The sequence below is a fragment of the Glaciimonas sp. OK215 genome (genome assembly GCF_057787885.1).
Genome location: NZ_CM173544.1, coordinates 1,761,628 through 1,778,655 on the forward strand (window position 1 = coordinate 1,761,628; position 17,028 = coordinate 1,778,655).

A 17,028-nucleotide genomic window follows, 5' to 3' on the forward strand; every position below is an offset into this window, starting at 1 on the left:
ATTTACCGTGAGCACAATCGATTACAGTGAAACAATTCCAAACAATGTCAATCTGTCGGAAGACAAGACGCTGCAGCGCGCGCTGGAACACTGGCAGCCGAATTACCTGAACTGGTGGCGCGACATGGGCCCGGATGGCTCCACCAACCACGACGTTTATCTGCGCACCGCGATTAACGTCACACCTGAAGGCTGGGCCAATTTCGGCCATGTGAAGATGCCGGACTATCGCTGGGGCATCTTCCTGGCGCAGGCCGAACAGGGACGCAAGGTCAATTTCGGCGAGAGCAAGGGGCAGGATGCATGGCAGGAAGTCCCGGGCGAACATCGCGCCAATCTGCGCCGCATGATCGTCACGCAAGGCGATACCGAACCGGCATCGGTGGAACAGCAGCGCCACCTGGGCCTGACTGCGCCGTCGAATTACGATTTGCGCAACCTGTTTCAGATCAATGTCGAAGAAGGCCGCCACCTGTGGGCAATGGTCTATCTGCTGCACAAGCATTTCGGCCGCGACGGCCGCGAAGAAGCCGAAGCACTGCTGCAGCGCAATTCGGGCGACGCCGACAAGCCGCGCATTCTCGAGGCGTTCAATGAAGAGACGCCGGATTGGCTCGCGTTCTATATGTTCACCTACTTTACCGACCGCGATGGCAAGTTCCAGCTGAATGCGCTGGCGGAATCCGGCTTTGATCCGCTGTCGCGCACCTGCCGCTTCATGCTGACCGAAGAGGCGCATCACATGTTCGTCGGTGAATCCGGTATTTCACGGGTCATCAACCGTACCTGCCAGGTCATGAAAGAGTTTGGCATCGAGGATCCGGAGCAAGTGCGTGCCAAGGGCGTGATCGATCTGCCGACCATCCAGCGCTATCTGAATTTTCACTTCAGCGTCACCATCGATCTGTTCGGCGCCGATCAATCGTCGAATGCCGCCGCGTTCTACAGTGCCGGCCTGAAAGGCCGTTACGAAGAAATGAAGCGCGATGACGATCATTCATTGAAGAATAGCCAGTACCGCATCCTCGAAGTGGCGAACGGCAAGCTGGTCGAACGCGAGGTGCCGATGTTGAACTCGCTCAACGAATTACTGCGCGACGACTATATCCGCGACTCGGTGGCCGGTGTCGGACGCTGGAACCGGGTGATTGAAAAAGCCGGACTGAGCTTCCGTCTGGTCACGCCGCACAAGGCGTTTAACCGGCATATCGGCCCCATGGCCGCATTCAAGATCGCGCCCGACGGGACCGTGATTTCAGAGGCGGAATGGGTGGCGAATGTACGCAACTGGCTGCCAAGCGAAGAAGACCGTGCCTATGTTGCGTCGCTGATGGGCCGCGTTGTCGAACCGGGGAAAATGGCGAACTGGATTGCGCCGCCGCCCGTCGGCATCAATCGCCAGGCTATCGATTTCGAGTACGTCCGGTTCAACTAAGCAGCAAATGAAATGGGCCGGTCGGAAAACGCTCCCATTTCTTTCTTTACCGCATTTTTTGAAGAGATCCGCCATGAATGCTCCCGAACCGATCGTATTTATCCGGCAACATCTGATTGATCCAGAGGTGTGCATTCGTTGCAATACCTGCGAAGAGACCTGCCCGGTCGATGCGATTACCCATGACAGCCGCAATTACGTAGTGGATGTCGATAAATGCAACGGCTGCATGGCCTGTATTTCACCCTGCCCGACAGGGTCGATCGACCATTGGAGAACGGTGTCGAAAAACAGCGCGTATTCGCTCGAAGAACAGTTCGGGTGGGACGATCTGCCGGCCCAGCAGGAAATGCCGGACGACGCGCAGATCACACCTGCACAAGAGGGTGCGGCCGCAGAGTTGGCGGGCATGCAGGTGAATGCTGCAGTTTCGTCGTCTTCCGCCATGGCGCCATGGTCGGCAGCGCACCCGTATGTCAATCTGTACATGCTGAAAAATCCGGTGACGGCGACGATAGCGGGCAATTATCGGCTGACCGCAGCGGATACGCACAGCGACATTCATCATATCGTGCTGGATTTCGGCACCCAGTTTTTCCCGACGCTCGAAGGGCAGGCGATCGGCATCATACCGCCCGGCACCGATGCCAATGGTAAGCCGCATTATCTGCGGATGTACTCCGTCGCCAGCCCGCGCGATGGCGAGCGCGACGGCTACAACAACCTGTCGCTCACCGTCAAGCGCGTCGCAGAAGACCATGAGGGGCGGCCGGTGCGCGGGGTCGGTTCCAACTATCTGTGCGATCTGCAAAAAGGCGACAGCGTGCAGGTCACCGGCCCGTTCGGCGCCAACTATCTGATGCCCAACCATCGCACTGCCAATCTGCTGATGATCTGTACCGGCACCGGCTCGGCGCCGATGCGGGCGATGACCGAACACCGTCGGCGGCTGGTCAGCAAAGGGCAGGCTGTCGATGGCAAGCTGATGCTGTTTTTCGGCGCGCGCAAACCGGAAGAATTGCCTTATTTTGGTCCGCTGCTGAAGCTGCCGCCGGCATTTATCGACATGCATCTGGCGTTCTCCCGCGTCGAGAGTCAGCCGCGCGCCTACGTCCAGGACAAGATGCGGGAAGCTGGCGACGCGGTCGCTGCGTTGCTGCGAGGCGATACCTATATTTATATTTGCGGGCTGAAAGGAATGGAGGCCGGGGTGATGGAGGCTTTGCGGGACATCTGCGGTGCGGCGGGGATGGATTGGGGGGGGCTGCATGCGGGCATGGTTAGGGAAGGTCGTTTTCATGTTGAGACCTATTGATGATGGGATGTGATCCGGCTATGCGTCTCCAAGCAGTTCGGTCGTCGTTAATTGAAACGGTAGCTACTCCGTGGAAGCTAGTCGGGGGTGGCCCGACAGCCAGTCACTTTTCTTGCTTCGCCAAGAAAAGTAACCAAAAGAAGGCGACCGCAAAGCCACTGCCCTCCCGTTGGGAGGGTCCCCAAATGAGCCGCCTGTCATTCGGGAGGGAAAACAAACTCGCTGCGCTCAGACAAGTTTTCCCTCTTTATCCGAATGCCAGTCGTCTCATTTGGCAGCGTCTCAATGCGGAAGATCAAAAGCAACAACAACGTCAACAACAACCCCTCGGAGCTCCGTGGTGGGTTAAGCGGGTCGCAGTAATTCGATACGCTGCGCTGCTTGCAAACACAATCCTCGATTCACTGCAGAGGCTGTGGGTTTTGACGTTGTTTTTGACGTTGCTTTTGAATTCCGCATTGAGACGTTGCCAAATGGGGCGGCTGTCAGTCGGGAATTGTGGGGAAACTTGTCTGAGCGAAGCGAGTTTGTTTCCCCACCCGACTGGCAGACGACTCATTTGGGAACCTGACCGAAGGGAAGGCAACGGCTTTGCGGTCGCCTTCTTTTGGTTACTTTTCTTGGCGAAGCAAGAAAAGTGACTGGCTGTCGGGCCACCCCCGACTAGCTTCCACGGAGTAGTCACCGTTTCAATTAACGACGACCGAACTGCTTAGCATCTACGGAGCAGCAACCGCATTAGATACGCGGCGACCGAGTCGCTCGGAGCACTCTGGCCGGATTGCATCCCAGCCTACATTTTTCAAGGAATCAAATGACCAATACCCAATTCAAGACCCTCAAACTAGCCACCGACGAACGCGGTGTCGCGCACGTGACCCTGGCCCGCCCGGAAACCCTGAATGCCTTCGACGAAACCATGATCGCCGAGTTGACCGAGGTATTCGCCGCACTGGACAATGCGCACGAGACCCGACTGGTCGTGCTGGCCGCCGAAGGCCGGGCCTTCAGCGCCGGCGCCGATCTGCGCTGGATGGAGCGCGCCAGCCAGAATTCGCAGGAAGCCAATCTGGCGGATGCGCGCCGCTTCGCGCACATGATGCACACCATTCACGCCTGCAGCAAACCTGTTATAGCGCGGGTGCAGGGTGCCGCCTATGGCGGCGGTGTCGGCCTGTGCTGCGCCTGCGACATCGTGGTTGCCGTGCCGCAAGCGCGCTTTGCCGTCAGTGAAGCCAAATTCGGCATTCTGCCTTCCGTGATCGGCCCCTATCTGAACAATGCAGTCGGCAAGCGCCATGCGTTGCGCATGGCATTGACGGCAGAACCGATAGACGCTGCGCGTGCGGCCCACATCGGCCTGGTGCACGAAGTGGTGGAAGCCGATCAGCTGGATGCCGTGATTGAAAAGACCATCGTTCAACTGCTGGCCAATGGCCCCGTTGCGCTGGGAGAAATCAAGCGCCTGTTCAGCCTACTTGCCATCGGCGAGATCGATGAAGAGGTACGCGAGCTCACCGCGCAAACCATTGCACGGGTGCGCTCGACCCCGGAGGCGCGCGAAGGATTTTCCGCCTTTCTGGCCAGGCGTCCGGCACTATGGGTGCAACAATGAGCGCGCACCTGACGATGAAACCGGAATGGCTGTTAAGCCCGGAATCGGCATCCGGGCAAGCTGTCGCTGTGATCGGCGCCGGCACCATGGGCGCCGGGATTGCACAAATCGCCGCAGCCGCCGGTCATCCGGTGCGGCTGCTGGATGTGCGACCGCATGCAGCACGTGCGGCCCATGAGAATATCGGTGCGGCGCTGGCTGGCATGGTCGGCAAGGGGCGCATGTCCGCACAGGAACGCGAACAAATCCTGTTGCGCATTGTGCCGGTTGATGCACTGGCCGATCTGGCCGATGCCGCGCTGGTGGTCGAAGTCATTGCCGAGAATCTGGAAGCCAAGCAGCGTTTGTTGCGCGAACTGGAAACGCATGTGAGTCGCCACACGATTCTGGCATCGAATACGTCGTCGATATCGATTACCGCACTGGCCAACGGCATGCAATATCCGGATCGTGTGGTCGGCATGCATTTTTTTAATCCGGTGCCATTGATGAAGCTGGTGGAAGTGGTTTCCGGTGCCGAGACCGCAGTCGGCGCCGCCGCCGCCATCGCCGATCTGGCACGGCGCTGGGGCAAGCAGCCGGTGCATGCAAAATCGACGCCCGGATTTATCGTCAACCGGATTGCGCGCCCGTTTTATGCCGAGGCGTTGGCATTGCTGCAGGAGCAGGCGGCTACGCCGCAGCAACTGGACCGGGTTGCGCGCAGTGCGGGGTTCCGCATGGGGCCGTGTGAACTGATGGACCTGATCGGGCATGACATCAATTATTCAGTGACGGTGTCGGTGTTCGATGCCAATTATGGCGACCGCCGTTACCTGCCGTCGCTAGTGCAAAAGGCCTTGCTTGACGGCGGCCGGCTCGGACGTAAAAGTGGCAAGGGCTTGTATGAAGCTGCGCCGCCCGCTATGCCGGAGTCGTTGCCCGCCAGTCCGGCCGCCGCGATCGAGATTGTCGGCAATAGCGCGGTAATGTTGCGGCTGGCAGATTGGCTTGCCACCAAACAGGTGGCGTTTTCCCGCTGTGTTGAAAGCAACTGGGACGGGTTACGTATCGGCGCCGCAGAATTGCACATCACCGATGGCCGCAGCGCTGCGCAACTTTCTGCCGAGCGCGGCACCAGAGCGCTGGGCGTATGCGATCTGCCGCTGCTGTCGGAGCGCAGCGATGCGATCGCTATTGCATTTGCGCCCGGCGCAGTCGTCGAAGAGCGGGCGGCGATGGCGGCTGCGTTGGCCGCCTGCGGTTTGCAAGCGATCGAAATGCGCGATGTGCCGGGCCTTCTGGTGGCGCGCACCGTTGCCATGCTGATCAACGAAGCTGCCGACGCCGTGCATCAGGGCGTATGCGATGAAGCAGGGGCCGATCTGGCCATGAAACTTGGTACCAATTACCCTGCGGGGCCGTTTGAATGGCTGCGGCAGATCGGTGTCGATTACAGTGTCGCTCTGCTCAACAATTTATTTTCCGCGTACCGCAGCGAACGCTACCGTATCAGTCCATTGCTGCAGCAACGCTTCTGGACCGAAAGGACGCCGGCATGAGCACCGTCATTTCAGTTGGCACCACGAATTTCCGCGTCGAACTCGACGCCGACGGCATCGCCCACTTAATATTCCAGGCGGAAAACGGCGTGCCGGTCACCGATGCCCAGGGGCATGCCGCGCTGGCGACCGTCTGGCGCGCGCTGGCCGCGCATCCGCAGGTAAAAGCCATTCTGGTGCGCAGCGAGGGGAAGGCATTTTGTGCCGGCGGCGAGTTGGCCATGGTGGAGGACATACTCAACTCGGAGCAGGCCCGCAGCCGCGTGTTGCACGAAGCGCGGGAACTGGTGCAAGGCATGATCGACTGCGACAAGCCGATCGTCTCCGCCATCAATGGCGCAGCGGTTGGCGCCGGATTGGCGGTGGCCTTGCTAGCCGATATTTCGGTGGCTGCGCGCAGCGCCAAATTAATCGACGGGCATACCAAACTGGGCGTGGCCGCAGGAGATCATGCCGCCATTATCTGGCCGCTGTTGTGCGGCATGGCCAAGGCGAAATATTATTTACTGCTGTGTGAAACGGTCAGCGGCGAGGAAGCCGAACGTATCGGTCTGGTCAGTCGCGTGGTCGATCCGGAGCAACTGCAAGCCGAGGCATTGCAGATTGCGCAGAAACTGGCCGTTGGCAGCCAGTCGGCGCTGGCGCATACCAAGCGCGCGCTGAATCACTGGTTGCGGGCAGCCTGGCCGGCTTTTGAAGCGTCCCTGAATGCCGAGATCATGGGCTTCGGCCAGGCCGATGCGCGCGAAGGACTTGCTGCGCTCAAAGCAAGGCGTGCGCCCCGCTTCAATCAAGGTGCTGCATGAAATTCGCTGAGCTGAGCGCAGGCCGGCACACTTAGTCGTCCAGATCGGACTGCAAAACAGTCTCGTAGTCCTGGCCGCCGTAGAACACGCCAATGATGGACACCAGTTCGGCATCCACGTCGAAAGCGATCACGGTTCGTTTTTTGTAGTGCGTTATGCAAAGACCTGAGCGAACGTCATCGCGGCGGGTGCCGCGATGCGGGAATGTCTGCAAGCCCTCGCAATGCGTGACGATGGCACTTGTATAGCGCTCCGCAATCTCTGGTGATGCGGCGGCGGCTATGTGTCGATAGAGCGCCGCAAGTTGTTCTTGCGCTTCCGGCGTGAAAATGACGGTGTACCGCATCAGGCTTTTGCGATGGCCTTCTTATGTTCGGCGGCGAGCGTAGCCCGCACCTGGTCAACGGTGACAGCCCGCGCCGGGTCAGCTTTCAAGGCATCATAGGCTGGTCCCACCTGTTCCCGAAGCCAGTTTTCCACGGCGCGGTCACGGGCCAGAAGAGCGCGCAACCCGTCCCGGATCACTTCGCTTTCGGTAGCGTACTCACCAAGTGCGACCTTGCTTTTAACAGCGTCTGCCATCTCATTGGGCAGGGTGATGCTGAATTGCTGCGTTGTGCGCATGATAACCTCTGTTAAACTGAGTGGGATTTAATCCTACTATATCCGCGACTTTTGTGCCAGCTTCGTACCGTTTAGCACAAAAGATCAGAAGTCACGCTTTACACATCGGCTGCGCCGGCGCTTCTACTTAGCCGAGTGCCGCCACCACCTCATCTCCCATGCCGGAACACGACACCTTTTGCATGCCTTGTTCGAAGATGTCGGCCGTGCGGAACCCTTGCGCCAGCACGTTCCTGACTGCAACTTCAATCCGGTTCGCCGCTTCGACGTTGTTGAAGGTGTAGCGCAACATCATGGCAGCGGAAAGGATGGTAGCCAGTGGATTGGCCAAATTCCTTCCCGCGATGTCGGGCGCCGATCCGTGAGCAGGCTCGTACAGGCCTTTCCTGGATGCATTGACCGAAGCCGACGCCAGCATGCCGATCGAACCGGTCAGCATCGACGCCTCGTCCGAGAGAATGTCGCCAAACAGGTTGCCGGTAACCATCACGTCAAATTGCTTCGGATTGCGCACCAGTTGCATCGCTGCGTTGTCGATATACATGTGACTGAGCTGCACTTCCGGATATTCCTTGGCGACATCGGTGACAATCTCTTTCCAGAATTCGGTCGTTTCCAGTACGTTTGCTTTGTCTACCGAGCATAGCTTCTTCCTGTTGCGCTGCATGGCGATGCCAAAAGCGACATGCGCAATGCGGCGAATTTCGGACTCTGTGTAGATCATGGTATTGAGTGCTTCGCGCTCGCCGTGGTCGTTCGTGCGCATGCCGCGCGGCTGACCGAAGTAGATATCGCCGGTCAGCTCGCGAACGATCATGATGTCGAGGCCGCTGACAACTTCCGGCTTCAGCGTTGAACCGTTGGCCAGTTCCGGGAATAATACCGCCGGACGAAGGTTGGCAAACAGCCCGAGATCCTTGCGCATGCCGAGCAGTCCGCGCTCGGGGCGAAGCGGACGATCCAGTGTGTCGTATTGCGGCCCGCCTACTGCGCCGAGCAATATGGCATCGGCGGCGCGACAGATCTTCCGGGTGAATTCCGGGTATGGCGCGCCATACCGGTCGTAAGCAGCGCCGCCGATTGGCGCTTCTTCGAATTCAATCTTCAAGCCTTCTGTGCGCAACACTTCCAGCACGCGCAAGGCTTGTGAAACGATCTCGGGACCAATGCCGTCGCCCGGCAATACTGCGATTTTCATCTTCTCATTCCTTCAGTTAAATGTTTCGTTCAAGAAGCGCTTTGCCAGCCATGATGACGCCATCTTGTCTGTTGATACCGAACGCCGGATCAGCGCTTGAAAACCATTTTCCATACGCTTCGCACCGTGCTGTATCGCATCATAGAAACACTTCCATAGGGGAACAAGACTAGCAGGCATACTAGTATTGGAACTAATACCCAATGCGGGAACATGGATACCAGTAACCGCAAGGAATTGAGCGAATTCTTGCATCGGTATTGCAGAAAACCGCGGTCGTGCCATCGCTAATCCATGCCCTTCGTCTGAGCCGGCATTCATCACAATTCTCTCAGTCCAACAAAATCGTCTTTGCCCAATGTATACGTCATAAGTAATCATTTACATTAAAAACTTTAACTGTCATTTATCGTTCCGCGCTCCTACGATGTGTTCCAAGCCTGTGTGTTCATGCAGACGATGTTAATGATGATCAAGGTGAAGGAGAGTAGCCATGTGCGATGCCGCAATCGATAGTGAATCCGCAGTGAATGCGGAAGAAATTCATCTCGGCGCCTATAACGCCGCATTTTACGAACTTGGGCTCAGGTGGCACTGGGATACCAAGATTTATCAGGATCTTCAGCACAGTGCCGGAGAGAAGGACCGCCTTCAGGTGTATCTCGAAACGCGTCAGCCGCATCTGCTGAAAGCCTACGATGTCGAGTTCTTGATGAATGCCATCCAGGCCATCAAGACGCGTTGCTATAACGCCATGATCACGAGTGGTACAAGAATGGCGCCGGCAGTCGATTGGGCGGAAATCCAGAAGGCCGAAGTCGGCGTCTGAGCATTGGCGCTCAACGCAGTTTCAGCGAGTAGTCAAAAGTTAAATAATCGCAGATTTCGAATCTTGACCGCAGTCAAGGAAAACGCCGGACGGTTCTCCCACAATGCCCCAAGCGGTTGCGATTTGCGAAAGTGAATGACAAGGCCGAGGCAGCCAACAGTGAACATAAACCTTATAAAAAAATATCCAGGAGATAACCTTTATGAACTACCGTCGTCAAGTCGCAACTGACAGCGATGTCTATAGCAGAAAGTTCAGTAATCGGTGGGTCCAGCTTGTTTTCGGCATCATCTGCATGGGGTTGGTGGCCAATCTCCAATATGCCTGGACCTTGTTCGTGAGTCCCATCGAGGCCAGGAATCATTGGGGTCTATCCGCCATCCAGTTGTCGTTCTCCATTTTTATCCTGGTCGAAACGTGGCTGGTGCCGATAGAGGGTTGGCTGGTCGATAAGTTTGGACCGCGTCCCGTCGTTGCCGCAGGTGCGATCTTCGCTGGCGTCGGCTGGGTGATCGATGCGCATGCGACAACGCTTCCCGAGCTGTACCTGGCTGCCGTGATCGCCGGTATCGGCGCCGGTTGTGTGTATGGCACCTGCGTTGGGAATGCGCTCAAATGGTTTCCGGACAAGCGCGGCCTGGCGGCCGGGTTGACGGCGGCAGGATTCGGGGCCGGAGCGGCAGTCACCGTCATTCCCATCGCCAACATGATCCAGAGTTCCGGATATCAGCAAGCGTTCCAGTTTTTCGGCATCTTCCAGGGCATATTTATTTTTATCCTGGCGCTGTTCATGGTGCGGCCAAGGGCGCCAAAAGGTGTGATGGCAGCGCCAAGACTGGTCACAACCAAGGTCGATTTCCCTACCGGGAAAATGCTCAAGACGCCCGTCTTCTGGTTAATTTATGTGATGTTCGTGGCGGTTGCCGCCGGTGGCCTGATGGCGACCGCACAACTTGGCCCGATCGCCAAAGATTATGGCCTGGCGAAGTTGCCGGTCACGCTATTGGGATTCACCTTGCCGCTGTTGACCATGACCTTGTCGATCGACAATCTTTGCAACGGCTTTACCCGCCCTCTGTGCGGTTTTATCTCTGACAAGATCGGCCGTGAAAATACCATGTTCATCGTCTTTCTCGGTGAAGGGGTCTCAATGCTTGGGCTCATGAAGTTCGGTCACGATCCGATTGCCTTCATGACGTTTGCCGCACTGGTCTTTCTGTTCTGGGGTGAGATATTTTCAATTTTCCCTGCGATCTGCGCCGATACGTTTGGCGTCAAATTCGCAGCGGGTAACGCTGGCACGCTGTACACCGCGAAAGGGACGGCTTCCTTGCTGGTTCCCCTGGCATCCGTGTTATCGGCAGGCGGCAACTGGGACCGGGTATTTATTCTGGCTTCCGGAATCACGATAGCTGCCGCTGTCGCAGCGAAATTCGTGCTGGTCCCGGTACGTAAGCGCTTCATTGAGAATGCGAACGCGAATACCGGCGAGAGCAGCAGCGTGGTAGCCAGCCCCAGCCATAAGGTTGATGCGAGGCTGGACGACGTGCAATTTTCAGTCAAGAAAACCGGCTGAGTGAATCAGGCGATCTCTTTAGGCGCTGCATTTGTTTAAAGAATCGGCCCGGCGCAATGTGACGGTGACGTAGTTCCACCGGCGCACATTGCGCTGCACAGTGGCGCGCTCCAGCGCGCGCAATTACGAGAATAACTATGAATATCCATGAATACCAGGGTAAGGAAATACTGCGCAAGTTCGGTGTGACGACGCCGCGCGGCTTTCCATGTTTTTCCGCCGACGACGCCGTCCGGGCCGCGCAAGAACTGGGCGGCAAAGTATGGGTCGTCAAGGCGCAGATCCATGCCGGAGGCCGCGGCAAAGGCGGCGGCGTCAAGCTGGCGCAATCCATCGACGAGGTGCGCGAGCATGCCGCGAACATTCTGGGCATGACGCTGGTCACGCATCAGACCGGCCCTGAGGGGCGGCTGGTGAAGCGCCTGCTGGTCGAAGAGGGCGCTGACATCCAGCGCGAACTGTATGTCGGCATGGTGGTGGATCGCGCCAGCCAGCGGGTCGCCTTGATGGCGTCGAGCGAAGGCGGCATGGACATCGAAGAAGTCGCCGAGCACACACCGGAAAAAATCCATAAAGTCTTCATCGATCCGGTCACCGGCCTGAAAGACAGTGAAGCGGACGACATCGCCCGCAAGATCGGGATCCCGGAAAAATCCATCCTGCAAGCCCGTGCCTTCATGCACAGCCTGTATCAGGCCTTCGATGCATGCGACGCCTCGCTGGCCGAGATCAATCCCTTGATTGTCACGGGCGACGATCGTGTGATGGCGCTGGATGCGAAATTCAATTTCGATGCGAATGCGCTGTATCGCCAGCCGCAGATCGTCGCGCTGCGCGATCTGGATGAAGAAGATCCGGCGGAAATAGAAGCATCGAAATTCGATCTTACCTATATCTCGCTCGACGGCAATATCGGTTGCCTGGTGAATGGCGCCGGCCTGGCGATGGCAACCATGGATGCCATCAAGCTGTATGGCGGATCGCCCGCCAACTTCCTCGACGTAGGCGGCGGCGCGACCACCGAAAAGGTCACGGAGGCGTTCAAGCTGATGCTGAAGAATCCAAATCTGCAGGCGATCCTGGTGAATATTTTCGGCGGCATCATGCAGTGCGATGTGATCGCCGCCGGCGTGGTGGCGGCTGTGCGTCAGGTGGACCTGAACGTGCCCCTTGTAGTGCGCATGAAAGGCACCAACGAAGACCTCGGCAAGAAAATACTGGCGGAATCGGGACTGCCGATCATCGCTGCAAACAACATGGCCGAGGCGGCTGAAAAAGCCGTTAGCGCGGCACGGGGGAAATAAGTCGATGTCTATCCTGATCAACAAAAATACCAGAGTAATGACGCAGGGAATGACCGGCAAGACCGGCCAGTTCCATACGCGCATGTCGCGCGAGTATGCAAACGGCAAGAATTGCTTTGTCGCCGGCGTGAATCCTAAAAAAGCCGGCGGCGAATTCGACGGCATTCCGATTTACGAGTCGGTGCTGGAAGCCCGCGAACGGACCGGCGCCACCGTTTCGGTGATCTACGTTCCGCCGCCTTTTGCCGCCGCCGCCATCGATGAAGCGGTCGACGCCGGCCTCGATCTGGTGATCTGCATCACGGAAGGCATTCCCGTGCGCGACATGATCCGCACGCGTAACCGGATGGCGGGGAAAAAAACGATCTTGCTCGGCCCGAACTGCCCGGGCTTGATTACGCCGGATGAATGCAAGATCGGCATCATGCCCGGCCACATTCACAAGAAGGGCCGTATCGGCGTGGTGTCGCGTTCCGGGACGCTGACGTATGAAGCCGCAGGCCAGTTGGCGGAGTTCGGTCTGGGTCAATCGACGGTGGTCGGCATCGGCGGCGATCCGGTGAGCGGGCTCAAGCATATCGACGTGCTGCGCATGTTCAATGACGATCCGGACACCGATGCGGTGATCATGGTGGGTGAGATCGGCGGCGATGCCGAGGAGACCTGCGCCCGCTGGATCAAGGACAACATGCAGAAGCCGGTGGTCGGGTTTATTGCCGGTGTTACGGCACCTGCCGGAAAGCGCATGGGACACGCGGGCGCGATTATTTCCGGCGGCAAGGGAACAGCGCAGGAAAAGCTGGCGGTGATGGAGGCGTGCGGGATCAGGATCACCCGCAATCCGGCGGAAATGGGCAAGTTGCTGAAGTCGGTGCTGTAACGCCTTATTACGCCATCGCGGATGGAAGCATGATTTTTAAAAAAAGGTAATCAAATGATACAACGCTGGGTTCGATTTTTTCACGCTGATGCGATCCAATTTGGCCTGCTCGAAGGCGACCGGATTCGGGTATGCGAGGGCGATATGTTCGCCAATCCTGTGCCGTCGGAACGGCTGCTGGAACTGCGCGACGTCAAGCTGCTCATGCCGACTCAGCCAGGCAAAATCATCGCGATGTGGAACAACTTCCGCGCGCTTGGGCAAAAGCTGAATCTGGCGACCCCGGCCGAACCCCTGTATCTGATCAAGGCGCCGAATTCCTATCTGAATCCCGAAGAGACGATTCGGAACCCGGCGTGCGGCGGCAAGGTCGTCTTCGAAGGAGAACTGGGCATCGTCATCGGCAAGTTATGTAAATCGGTGACGGAAGCCGAGGCCATGAACCATGTATTCGGGTACACCTGCGCCAACGACGTAACGGTCGCCGACATATTGAATCGCGACCCGTCGTTTGCGCAATGGGTACGGGCCAAGGGCTTCGATACTTTTTGCCCGTTCGGACCTGTGGTGGCCACCGGTCTGGACCCGCGCACCCTGGTCGTGAAGACCACGCTCAACGGCGAAGTGCGGCAAGACTACCCGATCAGCGACATGCTGTTTTCAGTGGCGCAACTGGTCAGCCTGATTTCCCAGGATATGAGTTTGCAGCCGGGCGACATCATTCTATGCGGCACTTCGGTCGGTGTCGGTTCAATGAAGCCGGGCAGTACTGTCGAGATCGACATTGCCGGCATCGGCAAGCTCAGCAACCGTTTCGAATAGCTTTGCAGAGAGGAACAAGCATATGAAAATTGCGATTGTAGGTGCCGGTGCGATCGGCGGCTATGTGGGCGTCAAACTGGCCCTGGCGGGCGAGCAGGTAACGTTCATGGTGCGCGGCGCAAACCTGGAAGCCATTCGCAGGAATGGCATGAAGCTGATCATGGCCGATGGTGCCGAGCACGTTGCGCGCAACGTCAAGGCGACCAACGACTATGACGAAGCCGGGCCGCAGGATATGGTGATCCTGGCGATGAAGGCGCATCAGGTTGAAGCGGTCGCCAATGACGTCCCCAAGCTGTTCGGGCCGGATACCGTGGTGGTGACGATGCAAAACGGCATACCTTATTGGTACTTCCACAAGCACGGGGCGGCACTGGCGGGAAGTTGCGTTCGCAGCGTCGATCCGAGCGGGCTCATCAGTGAAAAAATCCCAGCGCAGCGCGTCATCGGCTGCGTCGTCTATCCGGCCTCCGAGCTGATCGCTCCGGGCGTGGTGAGACATGTCGAGGGCGACCGCTTCCCGGTGGGTGAACTGGATGGGTCTGTCAGCGCACGTGTCACGCGCGTCTCCGAATGTTTCGCCAATGCCGGATTCAAGGCGCCGGTGCTGGAGAATATTCGCGCCGAAATCTGGCTCAAGCTGTGGGGCAATCTGAGCTTCAATCCCATCAGCGCGTTAACCCATTCGACCTTGCTCGATATTTGCCAGTATCCGCTGTCGCGTGAGCTTGCCGCCAACATGATGCGCGAAGCGCAAGCAGTTGCCAACAAGCTCGGCATAGAGTTCCGCGTGACCCTGGAAAAGCGCATTGCCGGCGCCGAAAAAGTCGGGAAGCACAAAACCTCGATGCTGCAGGATATCGAGGCGGGACGGGCGGTCGAGATCGATGCGCTGGTGGGATCGGTGGTCGAACTCGGGCGCCTGACCGACACGCCGACGCCGCATATCGACACGGTCTACTCGCTGGTAAAGATGCTGGGCAAGTCGATTCTTGACGAAACCGGCTACGTGCGGATGCGGAAAGTTGCCTGAAGGGATAAGTCATATGAACACGCAAATAACTTTCGACATGCGTGCCGTCGAGGCCATCATCGCGCAGCGCAAGGCGATGCCCGGCGCGATGCTGCCGATTCTGCACGGGATCCAGGGAGCGGTCGGCTATATCCCGTCGGAGGTGGTGCCGCTGATCGCGCAGGAACTCAACGTCTCTCGCGCAGAGGTGCATGGCGTGATTACGTATTACCACCATTTCCGGCAAACGCCGCCGGGCCGGCATGTGGTCCAGATTTGCCGTGCGGAAGCTTGCCAGGCGATGGGCGGGGACGCCTTGGCGGCGCATGCAAAAGCGGCGCTTGCCTGCGACTTTCACGAAACTAGCGGGGATGGCGCATTCAGCCTTGAACCGGTGTATTGCCTGGGCCAATGCGCATGCGGCCCGGCGGTCATGATTGGCGACGATCTGCATGCACGCGTTTCCTCCGACAAGTTCAACCGCCTGCTGGACGCGAAACGAGGTGCCCGATGAGCGCTACCATTTATGTTCCGCGCGATTCGACGGCGCTCGCATTAGGCGCGAACGACGTCGCTGCCGCCATCGCACGCGAAGCGCAGGCGCGCGGCATCGACATTCGCATTGTGCGCAACGGCTCACGCGGCATGTTCTGGCTGGAACCATTGGTCGAGGTGGCGACCGAGCGCGGGCGCATCGGCTATGGGCCGGTTGCGCCGGAGGATGTCGCAGGCCTGTTCGACGCCGGGTTGGCGAGCGGCGCTGCCCATCCGCTGGCGCTGGGCGTGACCGATGAAATTCCCTTTCTGAAAAATCAGGAGCGTCTGACTTTCGCGCGCATCGGGATTACCGATCCGTTGTCGCTGGACGACTACCTGGCGCATGAAGGCTATGTCGGTCTGCAGCGCGCAATCGGCATGACCGCGCCGCAGGTGGTGCAGGAAGTGCTGGACTCCGGACTGCGCGGGCGCGGCGGCGCCGCATTCCCGACCGGCATCAAGTGGAAAACCGTGCTCGGCGCGCAGGCAGCGCAAAAATACGTGGTTTGCAACGCCGATGAAGGCGATTCAGGCACATTTTCCGACCGGATGGTGATGGAAGACGATCCGTTCATGCTGATCGAGGGCATGACCATTGCAGGCATCGCGGTCGGTGCTACCCAAGGGTACATCTATGTGCGCTCGGAATACCCGCATGCGATCGCGGTATTGAACGACGCGATTGCGATTGCCTACCGGCATGGCTACCTCGGCGCCGACATTCTCGGCTCCGGCCAGGCCTTTCAGCTTGAGGTACGCAAGGCGGCAGGCGCGTATGTCTGCGGCGAGGAAACGGCCTTGCTGGAAAGCCTGGAAGGCAAGCGCGGCATCGTGCGCGCCAAACCGCCGTTGCCGGCCATCGAAGGGCTGTTCGGCAAGCCTACCGTGATCAACAATGTGATTTCGCTGGCAGCGGTGCCGCTCATCATGGCGCGCGGCGCGGCCTTTTACCAGAATTACGGCATGGGCCGTTCGCGCGGCACGCTGCCGTTCCAGCTGGCCGGGAATATCCGTCACGGCGGCCTGGTGGAAAAGGCCTTCGGCCTGACCTTGCGCGAGCTGCTGGTCGATTTCGGCGGCGGCACCGCCAATGGCCGTCCGATGCGCGCGGTGCAGGTGGGCGGTCCGCTGGGCGCCTATCTGCCCGATGCGCAGTTCGACACGCCAATGGATTATGAATCATTCGTCGCCATCGGCGCGGCGGTCGGCCATGGCGGCATCGTCGTGTTTGACGACAGCGTCGATATGGCCAGGCAGGCGCGCTACGCGATGGAATTCTGCGCCGTGGAATCCTGCGGCAAATGTACGCCGTGCCGCATCGGTTCGACGCGCGGGGTCGAAGCGGTCGACAAGATCGTCGCCAATCAGAACCGTCCGCAGCAAATTCACTTGCTGCGCGATTTGTGCGACCTGATGCTGACCGGTTCGCTGTGCGCGATGGGCGGCATGACGCCGTTCCCGGTGTTGTCTGCGTTAAATCATTTCCCGGAAGATTTCGGCGGCGACACTGCGCAAAAAGCTGCCTAAACCAACA

Annotated in this window: 18 protein-coding genes; 14 read left to right on the plus strand and 4 right to left on the minus strand. The window is 58.5% G+C overall.

Features of this window, described 5'->3' with window-relative positions:
- The first annotated feature begins 7 nt into the window (after positions 1-7).
- The 6 genes from boxB (at position 8) to AC3CHX_RS07995 (ending at position 6,712) form a co-directional block, all read left to right on the plus strand.
- Positions 8-1,435 (plus strand): benzoyl-CoA 2,3-epoxidase subunit BoxB, encoded by a 1,428-nt coding sequence (boxB, locus tag AC3CHX_RS07970; protein WP_488643508.1) that lies wholly within the window; start codon positions 8-10, stop codon positions 1,433-1,435.
- A gap of 73 nt (positions 1,436-1,508) precedes the next feature.
- Positions 1,509-2,750, plus strand: coding sequence for a benzoyl-CoA 2,3-epoxidase subunit BoxA (gene boxA / locus AC3CHX_RS07975; protein WP_488643509.1), 1,242 nt, complete (start codon positions 1,509-1,511; stop codon positions 2,748-2,750).
- 185 nt (positions 2,751-2,935) lie between these two features.
- Positions 2,936-3,391 carry a hypothetical protein gene (locus AC3CHX_RS07980; protein ID WP_488643510.1) on the plus strand — a complete coding sequence of 152 codons (456 nt, stop codon included), beginning with the start codon at positions 2,936-2,938 and terminating at the stop codon, positions 3,389-3,391.
- 173 nt (positions 3,392-3,564) lie between these two features.
- On the plus strand, positions 3,565-4,365 hold the full coding sequence (locus tag AC3CHX_RS07985; RefSeq protein WP_488643511.1) for an enoyl-CoA hydratase-related protein: 801 nt from the start codon (positions 3,565-3,567) through the stop codon (positions 4,363-4,365).
- The gene (locus AC3CHX_RS07990; RefSeq protein WP_488643512.1) at positions 4,350-5,906 is read left to right on the plus strand and encodes a 3-hydroxyacyl-CoA dehydrogenase; all 1,557 of its coding nucleotides are present in this window, start codon (positions 4,350-4,352) and stop codon (positions 5,904-5,906) included. Before AC3CHX_RS07985 ends, AC3CHX_RS07990 begins: the two co-directional genes overlap by 16 nt.
- Positions 5,903-6,712, plus strand: a complete 810-nt coding sequence (locus tag AC3CHX_RS07995) for an enoyl-CoA hydratase/isomerase family protein (RefSeq protein ID WP_488643513.1) — start codon at positions 5,903-5,905, stop codon at positions 6,710-6,712. Before AC3CHX_RS07990 ends, AC3CHX_RS07995 begins: the two co-directional genes overlap by 4 nt.
- Before the next feature lie 31 nt (positions 6,713-6,743).
- Here AC3CHX_RS07995 and AC3CHX_RS08000 read toward each other — a convergent pair whose 3' ends face one another.
- The 4 genes from AC3CHX_RS08000 to AC3CHX_RS08015 all read right to left on the minus strand — a co-directional run bounded on the left by AC3CHX_RS08000 (position 6,744) and on the right by AC3CHX_RS08015 (position 8,855).
- On the minus strand, positions 6,744-7,058 hold the full coding sequence (locus AC3CHX_RS08000; protein WP_488643514.1) for a type II toxin-antitoxin system RelE/ParE family toxin: 315 nt from the start codon (positions 7,056-7,058) through the stop codon (positions 6,744-6,746).
- Positions 7,058-7,336, minus strand: a complete 279-nt coding sequence (locus AC3CHX_RS08005; RefSeq protein ID WP_488643515.1) for a ribbon-helix-helix domain-containing protein — start codon at positions 7,334-7,336, stop codon at positions 7,058-7,060. Before AC3CHX_RS08005 ends, AC3CHX_RS08000 begins: the two co-directional genes overlap by 1 nt.
- Before the next feature lie 127 nt (positions 7,337-7,463).
- The gene (gene leuB, locus AC3CHX_RS08010) at positions 7,464-8,534 is read right to left on the minus strand and encodes a 3-isopropylmalate dehydrogenase (protein ID WP_488643516.1); all 1,071 of its coding nucleotides are present in this window, start codon (positions 8,532-8,534) and stop codon (positions 7,464-7,466) included.
- A 12-nt stretch (positions 8,535-8,546) separates the two neighbouring features.
- A complete protein-coding gene (locus AC3CHX_RS08015; protein WP_488643517.1) occupies positions 8,547-8,855 on the minus strand; it encodes a hypothetical protein in 309 nt (102 codons plus the stop codon).
- A 172-nt stretch (positions 8,856-9,027) separates the two neighbouring features.
- On the opposite strand from AC3CHX_RS08015, the gene AC3CHX_RS08020 reads away from it, so the two are divergent.
- The 8 genes from AC3CHX_RS08020 (at position 9,028) to AC3CHX_RS08055 (ending at position 17,021) form a co-directional block, all read left to right on the plus strand.
- Positions 9,028-9,363 carry an HAD family hydrolase gene (locus AC3CHX_RS08020; protein WP_488643518.1) on the plus strand — a complete coding sequence of 112 codons (336 nt, stop codon included), beginning with the start codon at positions 9,028-9,030 and terminating at the stop codon, positions 9,361-9,363.
- Positions 9,364-9,565: 202 nt separating this feature from the next.
- Positions 9,566-10,939: an oxalate/formate MFS antiporter gene (gene oxlT, locus AC3CHX_RS08025; RefSeq protein WP_488643519.1), complete on the plus strand. Its 1,374-nt coding sequence runs from the start codon at positions 9,566-9,568 to the stop codon at positions 10,937-10,939.
- A 137-nt stretch (positions 10,940-11,076) separates the two neighbouring features.
- Positions 11,077-12,243 carry an ADP-forming succinate--CoA ligase subunit beta gene (sucC, locus tag AC3CHX_RS08030; protein WP_488643520.1) on the plus strand — a complete coding sequence of 389 codons (1,167 nt, stop codon included), beginning with the start codon at positions 11,077-11,079 and terminating at the stop codon, positions 12,241-12,243.
- Between the two features lie 4 nt (positions 12,244-12,247).
- Entirely contained in the window at positions 12,248-13,123 is an 876-nt protein-coding gene (sucD, locus tag AC3CHX_RS08035; RefSeq protein ID WP_488643521.1) for a succinate--CoA ligase subunit alpha, read from the plus strand.
- Positions 13,124-13,177: 54 nt separating this feature from the next.
- Entirely contained in the window at positions 13,178-13,945 is a 768-nt protein-coding gene (locus AC3CHX_RS08040) for a fumarylacetoacetate hydrolase family protein (protein ID WP_488643522.1), read from the plus strand.
- 22 nt (positions 13,946-13,967) lie between these two features.
- Positions 13,968-14,978, plus strand: a complete 1,011-nt coding sequence (locus AC3CHX_RS08045; RefSeq protein WP_488643523.1) for a 2-dehydropantoate 2-reductase — start codon at positions 13,968-13,970, stop codon at positions 14,976-14,978.
- A 13-nt stretch (positions 14,979-14,991) separates the two neighbouring features.
- Positions 14,992-15,471, plus strand: coding sequence for a formate dehydrogenase subunit gamma (locus tag AC3CHX_RS08050; RefSeq protein WP_488643524.1), 480 nt, complete (start codon positions 14,992-14,994; stop codon positions 15,469-15,471).
- Entirely contained in the window at positions 15,468-17,021 is a 1,554-nt protein-coding gene (locus tag AC3CHX_RS08055) for a formate dehydrogenase beta subunit (protein ID WP_488643525.1), read from the plus strand. The genes AC3CHX_RS08050 and AC3CHX_RS08055 overlap by 4 nt, the downstream gene beginning before the upstream one ends.
- Positions 17,022-17,028 lie beyond the last annotated feature (7 nt).